A 19495-nucleotide genomic window follows, 5' to 3' on the forward strand; every position below is an offset into this window, starting at 1 on the left:
CCCCTTAGGCTGGGAGACGCGGTGAGGGAGGCTTCCATGGCCGGGACACCGAGGTTCGAGGCGGCCGGGGCGTGCCGGTATCTGCCGATCTCCGAGCACGGGCTGATCGGCGATCTGCGCAGCGTGGCGCTGGTGGGCACCGACGGGACGATCGACTGGTACTGCTGCCCGGCGTTCGACGCGCCGAGCGTCTTCGCGGCGATCCTGGACGCGGAACGCGGGGGGCGCTTCGAGCTCGGGGCGGTGGGGCCGGCCCGCACCAAGCAGTTCTACTTCCCCGACACCAACGTCCTGATCACCCGCTTCTTCACCGAGGACGGCGTCGGCGAGGTGCAGGACTTCATGCCGGTCGGCGGCGAGCCCGCGGGAGCCGCGCGGGACTTCATGCCGACCGGCGGCGAGCCGCCGGAGGCCGACCGGCACCGGCTGATCCGCCGTGTGCTGTGCGTGCGGGGCTCGCTGCCGTTCCGGGTGCGGGTGGCGCCCCGCTTCGAGTACGGCACCGCGCCCCACACCGTGCGCCTGCTGGACGACATGGCGCTCTTCGAGTCGGAGCGGCTCTCCCTCGCCCTGACGGCGACCGTCCCGCTGGAGGCCGAAGGGCCCGATGTGCACGCCGAGTTCAAGCTGTCCGAGGGCGAGCAGGCGGTGTTCGCACTGGACCAGGTCAGCGAGCGGGTGCGCCCGCGCGGCTGTGCCCGCACCGAGGCGGGGCGGCAGTTCGACGCCACGGTGGCGTACTGGCGGCACTGGCTCGCCCAGTCCCGCTACCGGGGCCGCTGGCGCGAGATGGTGCACCGCAGCGCCCTCACCCTCAAGCTGCTCACCTACGCTCCCACCGGCGCGATCGTCGCCGCGGCCACCACCAGCCTTCCCGAACAGCTCGGCGGCGAACGCAACTGGGACTACCGGTACGTATGGGTGCGGGACGCCGCGTTCTGCGTCTACGCCCTGCTGCGGCTGGGGTTCACCGGTGAGGCGCGCGCGTTCATGCGGTTCGTGACCCGGCACATCACCCCGGGCGACGGCCGCGCCTCGGGCCCGTTGCAGATCATGTACGGCATCGACGGCCGCACGGACCTGACGGAGCGTGAACTCCCGCACCTGGAGGGCCATCGCGGCTCCGCCCCCGTACGCGTCGGCAACGCCGCCGCCGGCCAGCTCCAGCTCGACATCTACGGCGCGCTGATCGACTCCGTCTACCTCTACGACAAGTGGGCCGAGCCCGTCTCCAGCGACCAGTGGGACCATGTGTGCGCGCTGGTCGACTGGGTCTGCGCGCACTGGGACCAGCCCGACGAGGGGATCTGGGAGACCCGCGGCGGCCGCAAGGACTTCCTCTACTCGCGCCTGATGTGCTGGGTCGCGATCGAGCGGGCCGTGCGCATGGCCAACCGGCGGGGCCTGCCGGCCGATCTGGTCCGCTGGCGCGGGGTCCGGGACACGATCTACCGGCGGATCATGAGCCGGGGCTGGTCCGCGGCCCGCGGCGCGTTCGTGCAGCACGAGGACGGCGACGTGCTGGACGCGGCCGTGCTGATGATGCCGCTGGCCAAGTTCATCGCCCCGACCGACCCCAAGTGGCTGTCCACGCTGGACGCGCTGACCGACGACCTGGTCTCCGACTCCCTGGTCTACCGCTACGACCCCCAGGCCAGCCCCGACGGACTGCACGGCGACGAGGGCACCTTCTCCATCTGCTCGTTCTGGTACGTCGAGGCGCTGGTGCGGGCCGGACGGCTGGACGAGGCCCGCCTCGCGTTCGAGAAGATGCTGACGTACGCCAACCATCTCGGACTGTACGCGGAGGAAATCAGCAACACCGGTGAGCAGCAGGGCAACTTCCCGCAGGCGTTCACGCATCTCGCCCTGATCAGCGCCGCGTTCGATCTCGACCGCGCGCTCGGCTGACGGCACAGAGCCGACGAAGAGGCCGACGACGAAACCGACGACGAAGCCGACGACGGACTGGAGCCCGGATGACGAGCCTCGACGCCCCGCCCCGCCGACTGGACGAACCGCTGGAGGAGTTGACACTGACACGGGTGCGGCTGGGGCCGGGCGGCCCGCTGGGGTCGGTGCGGATCGCGGACGGGAGGGTGGCCGAGATCGGCGAGCCGGACCCGTCTGCCGTCACGGGCCGGGTGCTCGACCTCGACGGCCGCACCCTGCTCCCCGGCCTGTGGGACGCCCATGTGCACGCCGCGCAGTGGGCGAGCGTACGCCACCGCCTCGACCTGTCCGGCGTGTCCTCGGCACGGGCCGCCGCCGACGCCGTACGACGGCATGCGGCCGGGGAGCCCGGCGGCGAGGTGCTGATCGGGTACGGCTTCCGGGACGGGCTGTGGCCCGACGCGCCGCACAAGTCGCTGCTGGACGCGGCGTGTCCGGGGCGCCCGGTCGCGCTGGTCGGCGCCGATCTGCACGCGGCGTGGCTGAACTCGGCCGGGCTCGCGCTCGTCGGACGGGCCGGGCACGAGAGCGGCGTACTGCGCGAGGGCGAGTGCTTCGCGGCGGTGGCCGCGCTGCCGGAGGTGCCCGAGGACGTGCTGGACGGCTGGGTGGCCGAGGCGTGCCGGGCCGCGGCGGCGCGCGGTGTCACGGGCCTCGTCGACTTCCACTTCGCCGACAACGTCACGGACTGGTCCCGGCGCGCGGCGACGGCCCCGCTCCCGGTGCGCGTGGACGCGGCCGTGTACCCGGCGCAGCTCGACGAGGCCGTGGCGCGGGGCCTGCGCACCGGTGACGTACTGCCGGGCACCGGCGGCCTGGTGCGGGTCGGCCCGCTGAAGCTGTTCACGGACGGCTCCCTCAACACCCGTACCGCCCTGTGCCACGACCCGTATCCGGGGCTGGAGGGCACGGCGGAGGCGTACGGCATCCAGGAGACGGCGTACGAGGAGCTGGTGCGGCTGATGCGGCGGGCGTGGGCGCACGGCGTCGAACCGGCCGTGCACGCGATCGGCGACCGGGCCAACTCCCTCGCCCTGGACGCCTTCGCCGAGGTCGGCTGCCGGGGCCGGATCGAGCACGCGCAGCTGCTGTCGGCCGAGGACGTGCCGAGGTTCGCGGCGCTCGGGGTGACGGCCGGGGTGCAGCCCGCGCACACCGTGGACGACCGTGACGTGGCCGACCGGCACTGGGCCGGGCGCACCGGCCGCGCCTTCGCCTACGCCGATCTGCTGGCGTCCGGCGCCCGGCTGGAGTTCGGCTCGGACGCGCCGGTGGCCCCGCTGGACCCGTGGCTGGGCATCGCGGCGGCGGTGGCCCGTACCGCGGACGAGCGCCCGCCGTGGCATCCGGAGCAGCGGCTCCCGGTGCGCGCGGCACTCGCCGCGTCGGCCCGCGGGCGGCTGTCGGTCGGGGCGGGGGACCCGGCGGACCTGGTGGTGGTGGACGCCGACCCGCTGGACGCCGGTCCGGCCGCCCTGCGCCGGATGCCGGTGCACGCCACGCTGCTCGGCGGGCGGTTCACGCACGGCCCTGCGTAGCGGTCGGCGCGGCGGCGGTCGCGGCCGCCGCGCCCGGGCACGGCACGGTCAGCCGAACGCGCGCACCGCCTGGTAGTAGGTCCAGGCGGTGCTGTCGCAGGCGGACTTGGTGGCGCCGCTGTAGCGGTTGCACACGCGCTTGAGGTCCTCGTAGAAGGCGCTGTCCAGACGGGACTTGTTGGCGCTGAACGTTCCGGCCGCCTTGTAGTTGCGGTAACCGAAGTCGTGGCGGGCGCAGGACATGCTGAAGGGGAAGCCGAAGGGGTTGTCGGGCGAGGAGGAGCAGTAGTCCGTGGACCAGTCGAACCCGTAGGCGGACCAGGCGGACTGGTTGGCGCGGGCGGAGGCCCAGAGGTTGTAGCTGTAGGCGCTCGTCTGGGTCCAACTGGAGAGGACCTGCTGCTTGTCGGCGGGAACGGCGGTGGCGGCGCCGGCCGTGCCGACGACGGTGGCCAGGGCGAGAGCAGAACCGGCGAGGCCGGTGGCGAGTCTGCGGTGCATCCCACACCTCCATGAGGCTGCGGCCCGCCCATCGGACCGCAGGTTCATGACAAGATGATTGACCCCGGAACCATCGCCTCACACCGCCTTCGGGCCAATGGTCCGTTAACTCCAGTGCCACTCCGGTAACTTGACGGCCATCCGTCCGACGCCGCGCGAGGAGGACTCCGGCGGGGGATGTACGGCCCGCGTCCCACGGGCGCTACGACCACCCGCCGGTCACTGGAGATCTGCTGCAACTCCTGCCGTGAGTAAACGACTTGGGCCCCAGCGGCTGTATCAGGGTGACACTGCTGTGATCCCCAGAAGGGACCCTGAAAATGGTCGTCGACCCTGTGGTGGTGGTCGTGGTGCTGGTCTGTGCCCGGTTGGTCTACGCGCTCGCCGCGCTGTGGACCCGGCCGACCCGTGAGCGGGCCTGGGCGCATGCCCTGGCGACGGTCGTACGGGCGGCCGGACCCGGCGGCGTGGTCGAGGTGACGCGCGCCGACGGCGACATGCTGACCGCGCGTTCGGCGGGCGCCGCCGAGCCGGCCGGGGAGCGTCGGTGAACGCCGGACCGGCCGTGCGGCCGCGCGACTTCGACACCTTCTTCTCCTGCTCCTACGACCGCCTGCTGGCCCAGCTGGTCATGGCGGGTGGCAGCCGGGAGGACGCCGAGGACGCCGCCCAGGAGGCGTATGCCGAGGCGTACCGCGCCTGGGACCGCGTCGCCGGGTACGAACTGCCCGAGGCATGGGTGTACCGGGTGGCGGTCCAGCGGCTGTGGAAGGCCCGGCGCAGGCGCAGAACCGGCCAGGAGCGGCTGCCCGATGTGCCGGTGCCGCCGCAGGCGGGGCCCGAACAGAGCGCCGAGGCCCGCGAGGTGCTGCGGCTGCTCGCCGCCCTGCCGCCGCGCCAGCGGATCACCATGGTGCTGTTCTGTCTGCACGGCTGGTCTCAGGAGGAGATCGCCAAGGCGCTGCGGATGACCCGAGGCGGTGTCGCCGCGAACGTCTCCAAGGCGCGCCGGACCCTCAAGGAGGCGCTGGACATGGCCGCGGACGAGACGAGCGGTCGCGACCCGTTCCTGGCCGGAGCCGGTCCGGTCGGCACGGGCCCGGTCGACGGGGGCCGGTTCGAGGTGGGTCGGTTCGAGGTGGGCCGGTTCGGGGTCGACCGGTTCGCGGTCGGCCGGAACGAGGGAGGCCGGGACGCGGGAGGCCGGGACGCGGGGAGCCGCACCGAAGGGGGCCGGCCCGAGCGGGCCCGTATCGGTGCGGGTGCCGACCCCGTCGTCGCCGCTCTGCGCGACACGGAGGCATGGCTGCGCGCGGGCCTCGCCGCCGATCCGGAGGCGCTCGAACGGGCGCGGGCCGCGCTGGCCCGCCGGCTGCGGGAGAGCGAGTGACCGCTGTCCTCGGGTGGTTGCGCGGGCTGGTCGCCGTAGGGCTGCTCGCCGGCTTCTACGTCGTGGCGTACGCGCTTCTCGCGGCGGACACGGTGTTCGTCGCGGCGATGGTGTGGCTGATGCTGGAGGCACCGGCACGGGCCGGCAGCTGGTCGCTGGTGCTCGGCGGCAGCATCCCGGCGGCCTTCGCGCTGCTGTACGGGATCGGCACAGTGAGCCGCGCCGAGGAGCATCCGCCCGGCGCGGTCCAGGTCCGCCGCTCCGAGGCACCCGGCCTGTGGCGGCTGGTCGAGGACCTGGCCGGGGAGCTGCGCACCCGCCCGCCGAGCCGTATCTACCTCACCCCGGAGGCCAATGCGTCGGTGTCGGAGGAGGCTCGGCTGCTCGGCTTCGCCGTGGGCGAGCGGACCATGTACCTGGGCGTGCCGCTGCTGCACCGGCTGCGGCCGGGCGAACTGCGGGCCGTGCTCTGCCACGAGCTCGGCCACTACTCGGGCGGGCACACCCGGTTCGGCGCCCTCACCCACCGCGGGGCGGCCTGTCTGCACTCCACCCTGTTCCGGCTGCGGATGACCGCGCAGTCGGACCGGGCGCTGCCCGGGTTCGCCTGGCTGTTCCAGGCGGCGATCGGCGGCTACGCCTGGGTGTACCTGCGCCTCTCGCTCGCGGTGCGCCGGCACCAGGAGCTGGAGGCGGACGCCCGGGCGGTGGCCGTGGTCGGTCCGGCGGTGACCGCGCAGGCGCTGCGGGCCACCCACGCCCTCGGCATCACCTGGGCCGGGTTCGTCAGCCGCTATCTGCGGCCGGTGCAGCGGCTGGGGTTCGTGCCCGAGGACGTGTTCGAGGCGTTCGCCGCCATGGTGGACGACCCCGAGGTGCGGGAGCGGATGGCGGACTTGCGCGCGCACCCGGTCGAGGCGGACCGGTCGCCGCTGGACTCGCATCCGCCGCTGGCCCGGCGGCTGGCACTGATCGAGGCGCGGCCCGCCGGGGAGCGCGGCACCGTCGCGGAGGAGGGGGCGCTGCTCGCCGGTCCGGGGCCGGTGGAGCGGGTGCAGCGGAGGATGCTCGCCGAGGCCGGGAGCCCGGCGACCGCGCTGCCCCGGACCGTGTGGGCGGAGCTGGCCGCCGAGGCGTTCGCGATCGAACTCGCCGCCCTCCTGCTGGACGCCGCGCGGGGCATCGGCGTCACCGCGCGTCCCACGCTCGGCACCGTCCTCGACCTGCTGGAGCAGGGCCGGCAGGACGAGTTGGTGCGCAGGCTCACCGACGCGCCCGCGCCCGAGGAGCAGCTCGCCGAGGCGCTGTACGCACTGACCGGGCAGGCCCTGGCGGGCGCGGGCCGGGCGCGCTGGGTGCTGAGCTGGACCCGCGGCTATGTGCTCGACTGCCCGCGCGACCCGGACGGCCGGCTGGAGGCGCTGGTCGCCGGGGCCGCCCGCGATGCCGCGCGAGTCGGCGCGCTGCGCGGCGAGTTGGCGCGGCTCGGCCTGACGGTCGAGGCGCCGGTCGCGCTGGCCCTGCGTACCGTGGCCGCCCCGGCCGGACGCACCGCGGCCGCCCGGTCCGCTCGGCGTGCGCCGGAGCTGGTCATGGAGGAGCTGCGCCGACAGCGCCGGGTCGCCAAGGTGACCCTGGGCACGCTGATCTGCGCGGGGGTGGTGTGGGTCGTCGCCCTGATCGGCTCGGACTTCTCGTCGTATCCGCAGTCCTCCCGGCCGGTGCTGCCGGTGGGCTCCTTCCCGGCGTACCCGACGCAGCCGCGCCTCACGACCCCCTTCCCGGCGCCCGGTTACGGCCTGCCGACGCCGGACTACGACCCGCCCCTGCCCTGGCCGAGCCTCACCCTGCACCCGCACCCGTCGCTCTTCCTCCCCGTCTTCCGCGTCCACGCCGTCGTCCCCGGCGACACGCTGTCCGGTATCGCCTGCCGGTACGGCACCACGGTCGCCGAGTTGCAGGAGCTCAACGGCATGGGGACGAGGACCGGGCTCGTGGCGGGGCAGAAGCTGTGGATACCGGAGTCCGAGGAGCGGGGCTCGGCGCGGTGCGGGTGACCGGGCGCGTCAGCGACGGCGTCGGCGGCGCCGCGGCGGGGACTCGTCCGCGGGTCTCCACCAGGCGAACCGGTCGTCCCGCCGCCACGAGGAGCCGGGATCCTGTGCCGGGAAGGAGACGGCGTACACCCTGGAGTCCTCACCGGGGCGTGTGCCGGTGCTCGGGCCGGCGCCGGGCTCCCAGGTGAAGGGGTCGGCGGCCGGCGGTGGCGGGGTGGGGGCCGGGCGCGGCGCGGTCCGTGACGGCGCCTGGCGGCGGCGGTCGTACGCGGCGCGCCGCACCGGGTCGGACAGCGTGTCGTAGGCCCGGTGCAGACGGCGGAAGGTCTCCGCGTCACCGCCCCGGTCGGGGTGGTGGACGAGCGCCTGCCGGCGGTACGCGCGCGCGATCTCGCCCCTCGGCGCGTCGGCCGGTACGCCGAGCACCGCATAGAGGTCCGGCTCGTCCGCCCTGCTCATCGCACCGCCACCTCGGCCTGCCGGCAGACCAGCCGCCACGAGGCGCGGTGCGCGGGCCCCGACAGACCCGAGCCGTGCCCCGACACGAAGGTCACCCAGCGGCGCCCGGCGAGATAGCACCAGACGTCCAGCTCGTCCTCGTCACCGGAGTAGAAGTGGTCCCCGGAGTCGAAGACGTCACCGTTGACGAACGGCCACTGCAGCCGCGACTGCGCCTCCGCCGGCAGATTGCCGAGGAAGCCGCGCAGACGGGCCGTCAGCGGCGGTTCGGCGCCGCCCGTCCCCGGCGCGGGGTCGTCCGTCGCGGCGGCACCGGACGGTGGGCGCCGGGTGGGTCTCTGCACGACCACCGCGTGCCGCAGCGACGCGGGCACGAACGGCACGACCGTGAGCAACTGGGCCGGTCCGCCCCGGTCGTTGACGGTCGGTGTGCTCACGGCCAGCCCGCGCTCGCCCAGCACCACCGCGTAGGGGCGTTCGCCGTCCGTGGTGCGGCAGTACGCCCACCACTCGACGGCCGGACCGACCCGCGCGGCCATCCGGTCGCGGACCCCCTCGCCGAGCAGCCCCCACCAGTACTCGCGCCCGGGCCGGTCGACGAACCCGAGCGCGGCGGGGTCGTGCACGGGCGCCGCGGCGCCGCCGGACCGCACGGGGAGCGTGCCGGACCGGCGGCCGGGAAGGGACTGCGCCCCGCGCTCGGGGAGCGGCTTCGACCTGCGGCCGGGGAGGAGTCCGTACCGGCGCCCCGGTGACCGTCCGGACCGACCCTCCCCCGGATCCGGCCGGGGCACGGGCTGCGACGTCATACCGGGTCCTCCCAGACGGTTCCGCCGACACCGGCCACCCATTGTCGCCGCGCCCCGCCCGCCGAGGAAGGTGGCCGCTCGGACCGGAGGCCGGAAACCGGAAGGCCGCCGCGGACCGGCCGTGGCGGTACGGCACCGGCCCCGGGCCGCGGGAAAGGCGCCGCCGACGAGCCGCAGCTGTCCGGACCGAGGATGCGGAAGGCCGCCACCGACGAGCCGCAGCTGTCCGGACCGAGGGTGCGGAAGGCCGCCACCGACGAGCCGCAGCTGTCCGGACGCAGGATGCGGGAAGGCCGCCACCGACGAGCCGCAGCTGTCCGGACGCAGGATGCGGGAAGGCCGCCACCGACGAGCCGCAGCTACGGACGCAGGATGCGAGGAGGCCGCCGCCGACCCCGGCGGTCCACCATCCGAAAAGCCTTGCCCTGAAGCGCACTCCATCAGGCAGACTCCCCTCCATGGAGACCGCCGCACACCTCGCCACCCTCGACACGGAGGGCCGGCTGCTCGCGGACGCCGCGGAGCGGGCCGGCGTCGACGCGAAGGTGCCCACCTGCCCCGGCTGGCAGGTGCGGGACCTGCTCCGGCACACGGGAGCCGTGCACGTATGGGCCGCCTCGTTCGTACGGGAGCGCCACGCCGGACCCCGGCCCCTCGGCGAGGAGCCCGCCCTGGACGGCGCCGACCTGATCGCCTGGTACCGGGACAGCCACCGCCGGCTGGTGGACACCCTCGCCGACGCGCCGGCCGACCTGGAGTGCTGGACCTTCCACCCGGCGCCCAACCCGTCACCACTGGCGTTCTGGACCCGGCGTCAGGCGCACGAGACGACCGTGCACCGCTTCGACGCCCAGGCCGCCCTCGGCACCGAACCCACCCGTGTCTCCGGGGAGTTCGCGGTCGACGGCATCGACGAGCTGCTGCGCGGCTTCCACGCCCGCCCCAAGAGCCGGGTCCGCACCGACGAGCCGCGCCTGCTGCGAGTGCGCGCCTCGGACCCGGACGCGGCATGGGACGTCCGTCTGACGAGCGAACCGCCGGTCACCACCTCCGGCACGGACGAGCCCGCCCACGCCGAACTCGCCGGTCCGGCCGACCAGTTGTACCTGGCCCTCTGGAACCGCCTGCCGGTCCCCCGCATCACGGGCGACCCCGACCTCGCGGCCCTGTGGCGCGAACGGTCGGCGATCGGCTAGGACCCCGGCCCGATCCGGACGACGGGCCCTAACAGCCTTCTCGCCCGCCCGTGTCCGCCAGCATCCGGGTGAGCACCGCGCGCTGCGCGGGCAGGACCGTCCCGTGCAGTGCGCGGCCCTTGCGGGTGAGGGCCACGCGAACGCCGCGGCGGTCCTCCGGGCACAGGCCGCGCTCGACGAGGCCGTCCTTCTCCAGGCGCGCGATCAGCCGGGACAGCGCGCTCTGGCTGAGATGCACCTGCTCGGAGATCTCCTGGACGCGGTAGGCCCCGCCTGCGGCCAGTACGTCGAGCACCTCGAAGTCGCTGGCGCACAGGCCGTGCGGCCCCAGCGCGCGGTCGAGTTCGCACTGGGTGCGGGCGTGCAGCGCCAGGATGTCGCGCCACTGGTCCACGAGCGCCTGCTGGCCATTCTTCGCCGACATGGCCGCACCGTAGCAGAGAATCCACTTTGTTGCATCGGAATTAAATGCATTTGCATCTCATGCATGTGCATGTAGTGTCGTCGCCATGACCTCACCGCTCACCGCCCCCGCGGCCCCCTCGGCATCTGCCTGGACGCCCCGGCTGTGGGGCACGCTGCTCGTGCTGTGCGCCGCGATGTTCCTCGACGCCCTCGACGTGTCGATGGTCGGCGTCGCCCTGCCGTCCATCGGCTCCGACCTGGGCCTGTCCACCTCGTCCCTGCAGTGGATCGTCAGCGGCTACATCCTCGGCTACGGCGGCCTGCTGCTCCTCGGCGGCCGCACCGCCGACCTGCTCGGCCGGCGCCAGGTCTTCCTGGTCGCCCTCGGCGTCTTCGCGCTCGCCTCACTGCTCGGCGGGCTCGTGGACTCCGGCCCGCTGCTGATCGCCAGCCGCTTCGTCAAGGGCCTGAGCGCGGCCTTCACCGCCCCCGCCGGCCTGTCGATCATCACCACGACGTTCCCCGAGGGCCCGCTGCGCAACCGCGCCCTGTCCATCTACACCACCTGCGCGGCCACCGGCTTCTCCATGGGCCTGGTGCTGTCCGGCCTGCTCACCGAGGCCAGTTGGCGCCTGACCATGCTGCTGCCCGCGCCCATCGCCCTGATCGCCCTGGTCGCCGGTCTGAAGCTGCTGCCGCGCAGCGAACGCGAGAAGAACCACAGCGGCTACGACATCCCCGGCGCCGTCCTCGGCACCGCCTCGATGCTGCTGCTGGTGTTCACCGTCGTGCAGGCTCCCGAGGTCGGCTGGGCGTCGGCCCGCACCCTGCTGTCCTTCCTCGCCGTCGCCGTCCTGCTGGCCGCCTTCGTCGCCGTCGAGCGGCGCTCGGCCGGACCGCTGATCCGGCTGGGCGTGCTGCGCTCGGGCAACCAGATCCGCGCCCAGCTCGGCGCGATGGCCTTCTTCGGCTCCTACGTCGGCTTCCAGTTCCTGGTCACCCTGTACATGCAGGAACTGCTCGGCTGGTCGGCCCTCCACACCGCGCTGGCCTTCCTGCCGGCCGGCGCCCTGGTCGCGATCTCCGCGACGAAGGTCGGCGACATCGTGGACCGGTTCGGCACCCAGCGGCTGATCGCCGTCGGCTTCGCGCTGATGGTCGTCGGATACGCGCTGTTCCTCGGCGTCGACCTCGACCCGGTGTACGCCGTCGCGATCCTGCCGAGCATGCTGCTGATCGGCGCGGCCTGCGCGCTGGTCTTCCCCTCGCTCAACATCCAGGCCACCAACGGGGTCGACGACCACGAGCAGGGCATGGTCTCCGGGCTGCTCAACACCTCCGTGCAGGTCGGCGGCGCCATCTTCCTCGCCGTCGTCACGGCCGTGGTGACCGCGGGCGCCCCCGAGAACCCCACCCCGCAGGCCGTCCTCGACAGCTACCGGCCCGGCCTGATCGTGGTCGCCGGGATCGCCGCCCTCGGCCTGCTGATCACCCTGACGGGACTGCGCGGCCGACGCCGGTCGCACTCGGTCGTCGTCGCCAGGTCCACCGTGAAGGAGGCGGACGCGGAGCGCGTTGCGGTCCGCGACTGAACCGGGGGACACCGCCTCCCACAGATGCCCGGCGGGGCCGTTTGCCCCGCCGGGCATCCTCCTGTTTGACTTGATCACGACCAACGATGGGGGACCATGACCATGCACGGGGAACGACGGACGCAGGCCGACCGGGACGCGATCACCGTCGAGATCGGATACGCGCTGTTCAGCGCCGCCTTCGCGGCAGCGGTGGTGTTCGGGGCGGTGGCCGGGCCGGCCCTGTTCTTCGACCTGTCGGACCTGGCGGAGACGACCCTGCTGCGCACCGGCGCCGCGGTCGCCGTCGCGCTGTTCGCCGCCCGCGTGATCTCCGTGCTGCTGCGCTTCGGGCGGCAGGATCAGCCCAGCCAGCCCGGCCGCACCAACCCCGACTCGTAGGCCAGCACGACCAGTTGGGCGCGGTCGCGCGCGCCCAGCTTCACCATCGTGCGGCTGACGTGCGTCTTGGCGGTGAGCGGGCTGACGACGAGCCGGCGGGCGATCTCCTCGTTCGACAGCCCGATGCCGACCAGCGCCATCACCTCCCGCTCCCGCTCGGTGAGCCGGGTCAGCGCGTCGGCGGCCGCGGGCTCCTTGGAACGGGCGGCGAACTCGGCGATCAGCCGCCGGGTGACGCCCGGCGAGAGCAGCGCGTCCCCGGCGACCACCGCCCGCACCGCGCGCAGGAGTTCGTCGGGTTCGGTGTCCTTGACCAGGAAGCCGGAGGCGCCGGAGCGGATCGCCTCGAAGACGTACTCGTCGAGCTCGAACGTGGTCAGCATGACCACCTTGACGTCCGCCAGCGCCTCGTCCCCGGTGATCCGCCGGGTGGCGGCCAGGCCGTCGAGCACGGGCATGCGGATGTCCATCATGACGACGTCCGGGCGCAGTTCGCGCACCGCGCGCACCGCCTCCTCGCCGTCGGCGGCCTCACCGGCCACCTCGATGTCCGGCTGGGCGTCCAGCAGCGCGCGGAAACCGGCCCGCACCAGTGACTGGTCGTCGGCGAGCAGCACGCGGATCACCGGTCCACCTCCTCTTCGCCCCGCAGCGGCAGTACCGCGAGCACCCGGAAACCGCCGTCGGGCCGGGGACCCGCCTCGATCGTGCCACCCAGCGCGGCCGCCCGCTCCCGCATCCCGGCCAGCCCGTTGCCGCCGCCGCCCGCGTCGGCGCCGGTCGCCGGACCGTCGTCGTCGATACACAGCCGTAGCGACGTACGGTCGCCCGGATCGAGCCGCACGCGCGCGTGCCGGGACCCGGAGTGCCGTACGACGTTGGTGAGGGCTTCCTGCACGATCCGGAACGCGGCGAGGTCCGCGCCCGGCGGCAGCCGCGGTGCCTCGCCCTCGAGGTGCACGGTGAGGCCCGCGCTCGCCGCCTGCTCGACCAGTTCCGGCAGTCGGTCCAGGCCGGGCGCGGGGGCGCGCGGCGCGTCGCCCGGCGTGCGCAGGGTGTCGAGGACCTGGCGGACCTCGCCGAGCGCCTCCTTGCTGGCGGACTTGATGGTGGTGAGCGCGGTGCGGGCCTGCTCCGGGTCGCTGTCCAGCAGCGCCAGGCCGACACCCGCCTGCACATGGATGACCGAGATGCTGTGGGCCAGGACGTCGTGCAGCTCACGGGCGATCCGCAGCCGCTCCTCGTCGGCGCGGCGCCGGGCCGCCTCGGCGCGCTCGGCCCGCTCGCGCTCCCACTGTTCACGCCGCACCCGCGCCAGCTCCGCCAGCGCCACGATCGCGGCCACCCAGGCGGCGATCACCGCCTCCTGCCCCCAGGAGGCGGCCGAGTCCCCGGACGGCGGCAGCCACCGGTACAGCCAGTGCGCCACCAGCAGATGCACCGCCCACAGCAGCCCCACCGCCGCCCAGGCCGCCCGGCGGTGTCCCGCGACGACGGCGCTGAAGCAGGCCACGGCCACGGCGAGGAAGACCGGCCCGTAGGGATATCCGGCCCCCAGATAGAGCGCCGTCACTCCCGCCGTACCGAACACCACCGGCACCGGCCGCCGCAGCCGCCACAGCAGCTGCCCGCAGGCCAGCACCAGCAGCACCCGCGCGAAGGCATCCAGACCCGCCCGCCCGCCCTCCTGCCCGTGCGCCGCGAAATGCGACCCGACCTGCACGAAGACGGTGAGCAGCAGGGTCGAGCGCCACGGCCACCCCGAGCCGTCGCCCGCACCGCGGACGAGGGCCCAGGGGGGCCTCAGGGCACGCTGTTCCTCCATGCCCGCCACGCTAGACCGCACCTGCCGCGAGCGGCGTCAGCCGGGCGAGGTGATCACACGTACTCCCCATGAAGTACGCGGATCCGCACCGCGGCCGGTCCCGTGGATCAGATCACGGAGTGAAGTCCTCGGGCCAGGGAGCGGTGTGCTCGGGTCAGGGAGCGGTGTGCTCGGGCCAGGGAGTGGCGTCCTCGGCTCAGGGAGTGACGTCCTCGGGCCCGTCCGCGCCCGTGGCCGCCGGCTCCTCCGCACGGGTGTTCGCGGGAGCCGGGGGCTGCTCCGCCGGTCGCCGGTCCAGTGTGGTCAGTATCCGCTGGGCGATGGGGCGGTTGCGGACGATCTCGCCGAGGGAGGTGGCTCCGCGGGTGATGTCCATGAAGGCCCGCCAGGCGGGGCGGAAACCGGTGAGGGCGGCGTGGAAGACGCCGGGGCGGCGTTCGAAGGCGGCCAGGAGCCGCTTGCCGACGGCCATCTCGACGCCGAGGCCCGCCTTGACGGCGAAGGCGTAGTTGAGGGCCTGGCGGCGGGTGTCCACGGCGTCGTGCGCCTCGGCGATCCGTACCGCCCACTCCCCCGCGAGCCGCCCGGAGCGCAGGGCGAAGGAGATGCCCTCGCGGGTCCAGGGCTCCAGCAGCCCCGCCGCGTCGCCGCACACCAGGACGCGCCCGCGCGAGAGGGGCGAGTCGTCGGCGCGGCAGCGGGTCAGATGGCCGGAGGAGATGCTCGGTTCGAAACCGGCGAGGCCGAGCCGCCCGATGAAGTCCTCCAAGTAGCGCTTGGTGGCGGCGCCTTCGCCGCGCGCGGAGATCACCCCCACCGTCAGGGTGTCGCCCTTGGGGAACACCCAGCCGTAACTGCCGGGGATGGGGCCCCAGTCGAGCAGCACCCGTCCCTTCCAGTCCTCGGCGACCGTCTCCGGCACCGGGATCTCCGCCTCCAGGCCGAGGTCGACCTGGTCGACCTTGACGCCGACATGGGCTCCTATCCGGCTGGCGCTGCCGTCGGCGCCGACCACGGCCCGCGCGAGCAGTGTCTCGCCGCCCTGGAGGACGACCGCGACCGTGCGCCGGTCCGGCACCGCGGAGCCGTGCTGCTCGACACGCGAGACGGTGACGCCCGTGCGCAGCTCGGCGCCCGCCTTCTGGGCGTGCTCGACGAGCTGCTGGTCGAACTCGGGGCGGTTGATCAGCCCGAAGAGCATGTGCTTGGAGCGCCGGGTGCGGCTGAAGCGGCCGTTGTGCGCGAAGGTGACCGCGTGCACCCGGTCGCGCAGGGGCAGTTCGAAGCCGGGCGGCAGGGCGTCCCGCGAGGGGCCGATGATGCCGCCGCCGCATGTCTTGTAGCGGGGCAGGTCGGCCTTCTCCAGCAGCAGGACGCGCCGTCCGGCGACCGCGGCCGCGTAGGCGGCCGAAGCCCCCGCGGGTCCCGCGCCCACCACGACGACGTCCCACACCCGCCGCTCGTCGTCCGCCGAAGAGTTCTCGCTGCTCACGATGGTCTACCGCTCCCGGTCCAGCCGCCTGCCGCATCTGTCCCCCGCATCCTACGGCGGAGATCGCCGCAGGCCGTTGTGGGAGGATCGCGCTATCCATTGGTTCAACGTCGCACCCACGAGGAGCGTGCCCATGTCGTCGAATCCGGTCGCCGAGACCGTCGCCTCGCTGATGCCCCGGGCGAAGGCGGAGCTGGCCGAGCTGGTGGCCTTCAGGTCGGTGGCGGACTTCGACCAGTTCCCGAAGAGCGAGAGCGAGGGCGCGGCCCGCTGGGTCGCCGACGCGCTGACCGCCGAGGGTTTCGAGGACGTCGCGCTGCTGGACACCCCGGACGGCACCCAGTCGGTGTACGGCCATCTGCGGGGGCCGGCCGGCGCGAAAACGGTTCTCCTCTACGCCCACTACGATGTGCAGCCCCCGCTCGACGAGGCCGGCTGGGACACCCCGCCGTTCGAGCTGACCGAGCGCGACGGCCGCTGGTACGGGCGCGGTGCCGCCGACTGCAAGGGCGGCGTGATCATGCACCTGCTGGCGCTGCGCGCGCTGAAGGCCAACGGCGGTGTGCCGGTGCACGTGAAGTTCATCGCCGAGGGCTCCGAGGAGATGGGCACGGGCGGTCTCGAGCGGTACGCCGAGGCGCACCCCGAGCTGCTGGAGGCGGACACCATCGTCATCGGCGACGCGGGCAACTTCCGCGTCGGTCTGCCGACGGTCACCTCCACGCTGCGCGGCATGACCCTGGTGCGGGTGCAGGTCGACACCCTGCAGGGCAACCTGCACTCCGGTCAGTTCGGCGGCGCCGCGCCCGACGCGCTGGCCGCCCTGATCCGCGTACTGGACTCGCTGCGGGCGCAGGACGGCTCCACCACGGTCGACGGGCTCACCGGTGAGGCGAGCTGGGAGGGGCTGGCGTACGACGAGGAGCAGTTCCGCAAGGACGCCAAGGTGCTGGACGGGGTCGGTCTGATCGGTTCCGGCACGGTCGCCGACCGCATCTGGGCGCGGCCCGCGGTCACCGTGCTCGGCATCGACTGCCCGCCGGTCGTCGGCGCCACCCCGTCGGTGCAGGCGAGCGCCCGCGCGCTGATCAGCCTGCGGGTGCCGCCGGGCGTGGACGCGGCCGAGGCGACCAAGCTGCTCCAGGCGCACCTGGAGGCGCACACGCCGTGGGGTGCCCGGGTGGCGTCGGAGCAGATCGGTCAGGGCCAGCCGTTCCGCGCGGACACCTCCAGCCCGGCGTACCAGGCGATGGCCGACGCGATGGCGGTCGCCTATCCGGGCCAGGAGATGCAGTACGCCGGTCAGGGCGGCTCCATCCCGCTGTGCAACACCCTCGCCTCCCTCTACCCGCGCGCCGAGATCCTCCTCATCGGCCTGAGCGAGCCCGAGGCGCAGATCCACGCGGTGAACGAGAGCGTGTCGCCCGAGGAGCTGGAGCGCCTGTCGGTGGCGGAGGCGCTGTTCCTGCGCAACTACGCCGCGAGCTGAGCGCCCGGGCTCCGCGCCCAGCGGGTGCCGAGCGCGGCTGACAGCGGGTGCCGAGTGCGCGGCAGACAGCGGGTACCGAGCGTGGCCGGCAGCCCGGTACCCGAGCGCGGCCCGCAGCCGGTACCCGAGCGCGGCCCGCAGCCGGTACCCGAGCGCGGCCCGCAGCCGGTACCCGAGCGCGGCCGGCAGCCGGTGCCCGAGCCCGCCTCGCAGCCGGTGCCGGGTCCTGCCGCCGCTCGGCGCCGCCGGGCTCTGCTCACAGCCAAGGGCCCCGCGTCCTCCGGCGCGGGGCGCTTACGTTCCTGCCATGGACGTCATCGAGCTGTTTCCCCGCCTCCATCTGCTGCGCTTCCCGGTCGGCCAGGCATACCTCTGGCGCGACGGCGACCGGGATCTGACCCTGATCGACGCCGGTCCGGTCGGCGCCGGCGAGCGGATCGCCGCCGTCGCCGAGCGTCTCGGGACCGTACGCCGGATCGTGCTCACGCATTTCCACGAGGACCATGCGGGCGGGGCGGGCGAGTGGGACGTCCCCGTGCTGGTGCATCGCCTGGACGCGCCGTACGTGCGCGGGGAGCGGCCCGGTCCGCCGCCCGTGCTGGAGGACTGGGAGCGCCCGATCCACGCGGAGGCCACCCGGCATCTGCCGCCGCTGAGCCAGGCGCGGCGCCCGGCGCGCGTCGTGGAGCTGTCGGACGGGGAGGTGCTGGACTTCGGCGGCGGTGCCCGCGTCGTGCACGTTCCGGGGCACACGGAGGGCAGCGTCGCGCTGCATCTGCCGGAGCAGGGGGTGCTGTTCACCGGGGACACGGTGGCCGCGTCGCCGGTGGACGGCACGGTGATGCTCGGCGTGTTCAACCAGGACCGGGAGCGGACCCTGCGTTCCGTGCGGGAACTGGCCGCGCTGGACGCGGAGATCGCGTGTTTCGGGCACGGGGACCCGGTGACGGCGGACGCCTCTGCGGTGCTGTGCGCGGCCGCGGCCCGCTACACGGGCACGCCGGCCTCCAGGTAGAGGGCGGCCCCGCGCTCCCGCGCCCGCAGCGCCCAGCGCAGCCGCTCGTAGCGCACGGGCGGCAGCAGGTCGGCGGCCTCCTGCTCGGTGACGAAGCGCCAGGCGCGCAGCTCGGGGCCGGGGAGCACCAGTTGGGCGGAGGCCGCGGGGTCGAGGCGGCCGCCGTCGAAGAGGAGGCGCAGACCGCCGTAGCCGGGCGGTGCGGGCCGCTCCCAGTCCACGACGAGCAGACGCGGTACGCCGGTCAGGTGGATGCCGGTCTCCTCGGCGACCTCGCGCACGCCCGCGCGTGCGGGTGCCTCGCCGGGTTCGACGACACCGCCGGGGAACTCCCAGCCGGGCTTGTAGGTGGGGTCGACCAGCAGCACCCGGTCGTGCTCGTCGAAGAGGAGCACCCCCGCGGCGACCGTCTCGGCGGTGGGCTCGGCGGTCTGCACGATCGCGCAGGCGGGGGCGGCCCCGCAGGCGACGGCGTCGGCGATGCGCCGGGCCGTCTCGTGCGGGGTGAGGGTGCTGTTGTCGACGGGGTAGGCGTCGGCGCCGAGCCAGCCGGCGAGGGCGGTGCGCCAGGGCTCGACGGGGTCGTGGTCCCACCGGCGGTTCTCGCCGCCGGGGAGGTCCGGGGGGCTGTCCCGGTGGGCCGCTCGCTCGCGCAGGATCGTTTCGGCCGGGGTCAGCGCGAGATGGCGTACGGCGATCCGGCGGGCGGCGAGGCCGCCGAAGATCTCGTCGCGGTACTCCTGGCGCAGCAGGGTCATGGGCACCACCAGGGTGCCGCCGAGCTCCGCGTGCAGGGCGGCCGCCGTGTCGATCACGAGCCGGCGCCAGATCGGCAGATCCTGGACGTCGCTCACCTCGGCCAGACGCTTGGCCGGGAGCAGCTGGGCGAGCGCCCCGCCGATCAGCTCGGGGTCGAAGAGCGTGCTGTTCGGGATCAGGTCGATCAGCTCCCGTGCGGTGGTGGTCTTCCCCGCACCGAACGCGCCGTTGATCCAGACGACGGTCACGTGTCCCCCTCTTCTGTTGGCCCCCTGTGGCTTGCCCGCTCCACCCTGCCACGGAAACCAGGCGCAGTTGAGGCCCTGCGGACAGCACGGCGCCGGGCCCCCACCCGGGAGCCCGGCGCCGTGCGGAGCCGCTGGGGAGGCTCAGCCGTTCTGCGTCGCCTCGCCGCCGAGGGCCGATTCGTCGACCCCGGACAGGCTCTCGCTGGCGATCGTGTGGTCGAGGGTGCTCAGGGTGTCCTGCACGTCCAGGTCCCCGAGCGCGGAGTCGGCCAGACCGTGGGACGGGGTGATCGCCGCGACGACGAAACCGGTGGCCAGGGAGGCGATGGCGAGCATGCTGCGCTTCTTCATGCCCGTTCCAACGCCACCCGCCCGAGGAAGGTCAC

At 74.2% G+C, this 19495-nt stretch carries 19 protein-coding genes; 10 read left to right on the forward strand and 9 right to left on the reverse strand.

Translation table 11 applies throughout. The features are described from left to right. Positions 1–36 precede the first annotated feature (36 nt). Positions 37–1911 carry a glycoside hydrolase family 15 protein gene (locus ACSU6M_RS03945; RefSeq protein ID WP_437067068.1) on the forward strand — a complete coding sequence of 625 codons (1875 nt, stop codon included), beginning with the start codon at positions 37–39 and terminating at the stop codon, positions 1909–1911. A gap of 68 nt (positions 1912–1979) precedes the next feature. Beyond that, positions 1980–3491 (forward strand): amidohydrolase, encoded by a 1512-nt coding sequence (locus tag ACSU6M_RS03950; RefSeq protein ID WP_437067069.1) that lies wholly within the window; start codon positions 1980–1982, stop codon positions 3489–3491. A 48-nt stretch (positions 3492–3539) separates the two neighbouring features. Here the strand turns inward: ACSU6M_RS03950 and ACSU6M_RS03955 are convergent, their stop codons facing one another. After that, positions 3540–3992: a phospholipase gene (locus ACSU6M_RS03955; RefSeq protein WP_437067071.1), complete on the reverse strand. Its 453-nt coding sequence runs from the start codon at positions 3990–3992 to the stop codon at positions 3540–3542. A 320-nt stretch (positions 3993–4312) separates the two neighbouring features. Between ACSU6M_RS03955 and ACSU6M_RS03960 the strand changes: the two genes are divergently transcribed. The 3 genes from ACSU6M_RS03960 to ACSU6M_RS03970 are packed head-to-tail and all read left to right on the forward strand — an operon-like array spanning position 4313 to position 7439. Further along, complete coding sequence (locus ACSU6M_RS03960) at positions 4313–4543, forward strand: hypothetical protein (RefSeq protein WP_437067072.1); 231 nt, start codon at positions 4313–4315, stop codon at positions 4541–4543. After that, entirely contained in the window at positions 4540–5382 is an 843-nt protein-coding gene (locus tag ACSU6M_RS03965; RefSeq protein ID WP_437067075.1) for an RNA polymerase sigma factor, read from the forward strand. Before ACSU6M_RS03960 ends, ACSU6M_RS03965 begins: the two co-directional genes overlap by 4 nt. Beyond that, the gene (locus tag ACSU6M_RS03970) at positions 5379–7439 is read left to right on the forward strand and encodes a M48 family metalloprotease (RefSeq protein ID WP_437067076.1); all 2061 of its coding nucleotides are present in this window, start codon (positions 5379–5381) and stop codon (positions 7437–7439) included. The genes ACSU6M_RS03965 and ACSU6M_RS03970 overlap by 4 nt, the downstream gene beginning before the upstream one ends. A 9-nt stretch (positions 7440–7448) precedes the next feature. On the opposite strand, the gene ACSU6M_RS03975 is transcribed toward ACSU6M_RS03970, so the two are convergent. Beyond that, positions 7449–7898: a J domain-containing protein gene (locus ACSU6M_RS03975; protein WP_437067078.1), complete on the reverse strand. Its 450-nt coding sequence runs from the start codon at positions 7896–7898 to the stop codon at positions 7449–7451. Beyond that, positions 7895–8707: a hypothetical protein gene (locus ACSU6M_RS03980; RefSeq protein ID WP_437067080.1), complete on the reverse strand. Its 813-nt coding sequence runs from the start codon at positions 8705–8707 to the stop codon at positions 7895–7897. Before ACSU6M_RS03980 ends, ACSU6M_RS03975 begins: the two co-directional genes overlap by 4 nt. 458 nt (positions 8708–9165) lie before the next feature. On the opposite strand from ACSU6M_RS03980, the gene ACSU6M_RS03985 reads away from it, so the two are divergent. Beyond that, on the forward strand, positions 9166–9903 hold the full coding sequence (locus ACSU6M_RS03985) for a maleylpyruvate isomerase family mycothiol-dependent enzyme (protein ID WP_437067082.1): 738 nt from the start codon (positions 9166–9168) through the stop codon (positions 9901–9903). Positions 9904–9931: 28 nt separating this feature from the next. Here ACSU6M_RS03985 and ACSU6M_RS03990 read toward each other — a convergent pair whose 3' ends face one another. After that, on the reverse strand, positions 9932–10327 hold the full coding sequence (locus tag ACSU6M_RS03990; RefSeq protein ID WP_437067084.1) for a MarR family winged helix-turn-helix transcriptional regulator: 396 nt from the start codon (positions 10325–10327) through the stop codon (positions 9932–9934). Positions 10328–10412: 85 nt separating this feature from the next. Between ACSU6M_RS03990 and ACSU6M_RS03995 the strand changes: the two genes are divergently transcribed. Both ACSU6M_RS03995 and ACSU6M_RS04000 read left to right on the forward strand, forming a co-directional pair. After that, positions 10413–11900 carry an MFS transporter gene (locus ACSU6M_RS03995; protein WP_437067086.1) on the forward strand — a complete coding sequence of 496 codons (1488 nt, stop codon included), beginning with the start codon at positions 10413–10415 and terminating at the stop codon, positions 11898–11900. 96 nt (positions 11901–11996) lie between these two features. Then, positions 11997–12281 carry a DUF6332 family protein gene (locus tag ACSU6M_RS04000; RefSeq protein ID WP_437067087.1) on the forward strand — a complete coding sequence of 95 codons (285 nt, stop codon included), beginning with the start codon at positions 11997–11999 and terminating at the stop codon, positions 12279–12281. Here ACSU6M_RS04000 and ACSU6M_RS04005 read toward each other — a convergent pair. The 3 genes from ACSU6M_RS04005 to ACSU6M_RS04015 all read right to left on the reverse strand — a co-directional run bounded on the left by ACSU6M_RS04005 (position 12242) and on the right by ACSU6M_RS04015 (position 15598). Then, on the reverse strand, positions 12242–12907 hold the full coding sequence (locus tag ACSU6M_RS04005) for a response regulator (RefSeq protein ID WP_437067089.1): 666 nt from the start codon (positions 12905–12907) through the stop codon (positions 12242–12244). The two genes, ACSU6M_RS04000 and ACSU6M_RS04005, sit on opposite strands and share 40 nt — an antisense overlap. Beyond that, on the reverse strand, positions 12904–14106 hold the full coding sequence (locus ACSU6M_RS04010; RefSeq protein WP_437067090.1) for a sensor histidine kinase: 1203 nt from the start codon (positions 14104–14106) through the stop codon (positions 12904–12906). Before ACSU6M_RS04010 ends, ACSU6M_RS04005 begins: the two co-directional genes overlap by 4 nt. A 196-nt stretch (positions 14107–14302) precedes the next feature. Next, a complete protein-coding gene (locus tag ACSU6M_RS04015; protein WP_437067091.1) occupies positions 14303–15598 on the reverse strand; it encodes a geranylgeranyl reductase family protein in 1296 nt (431 codons plus the stop codon). Between the two features lie 133 nt (positions 15599–15731). Between ACSU6M_RS04015 and ACSU6M_RS04020 the strand changes: the two genes are divergently transcribed. Further along, positions 15732–17087 carry a dipeptidase gene (locus ACSU6M_RS04020; RefSeq protein WP_437067093.1) on the forward strand — a complete coding sequence of 452 codons (1356 nt, stop codon included), beginning with the start codon at positions 15732–15734 and terminating at the stop codon, positions 17085–17087. A gap of 307 nt (positions 17088–17394) precedes the next feature. Continuing rightward, a complete protein-coding gene (locus ACSU6M_RS04025) occupies positions 17395–18102 on the forward strand; it encodes an MBL fold metallo-hydrolase (RefSeq protein WP_437067095.1) in 708 nt (235 codons plus the stop codon). Here the strand turns inward: ACSU6M_RS04025 and ACSU6M_RS04030 are convergent. Both ACSU6M_RS04030 and ACSU6M_RS04035 read right to left on the reverse strand, forming a co-directional pair. Continuing rightward, positions 18075–19109, reverse strand: a complete 1035-nt coding sequence (locus ACSU6M_RS04030; RefSeq protein WP_437067097.1) for an NUDIX domain-containing protein — start codon at positions 19107–19109, stop codon at positions 18075–18077. The genes ACSU6M_RS04025 and ACSU6M_RS04030 overlap by 28 nt on opposite strands. A 141-nt stretch (positions 19110–19250) precedes the next feature. Next, positions 19251–19460, reverse strand: a complete 210-nt coding sequence (locus ACSU6M_RS04035; protein ID WP_437067099.1) for a hypothetical protein — start codon at positions 19458–19460, stop codon at positions 19251–19253. Positions 19461–19495: the final 35 nt, after the last annotated feature.

Source organism: Streptomyces sp. enrichment culture, from assembly GCF_964272895.1.
Lineage (GTDB): Bacteria > Actinomycetota > Actinomycetes > Streptomycetales > Streptomycetaceae > Streptomyces.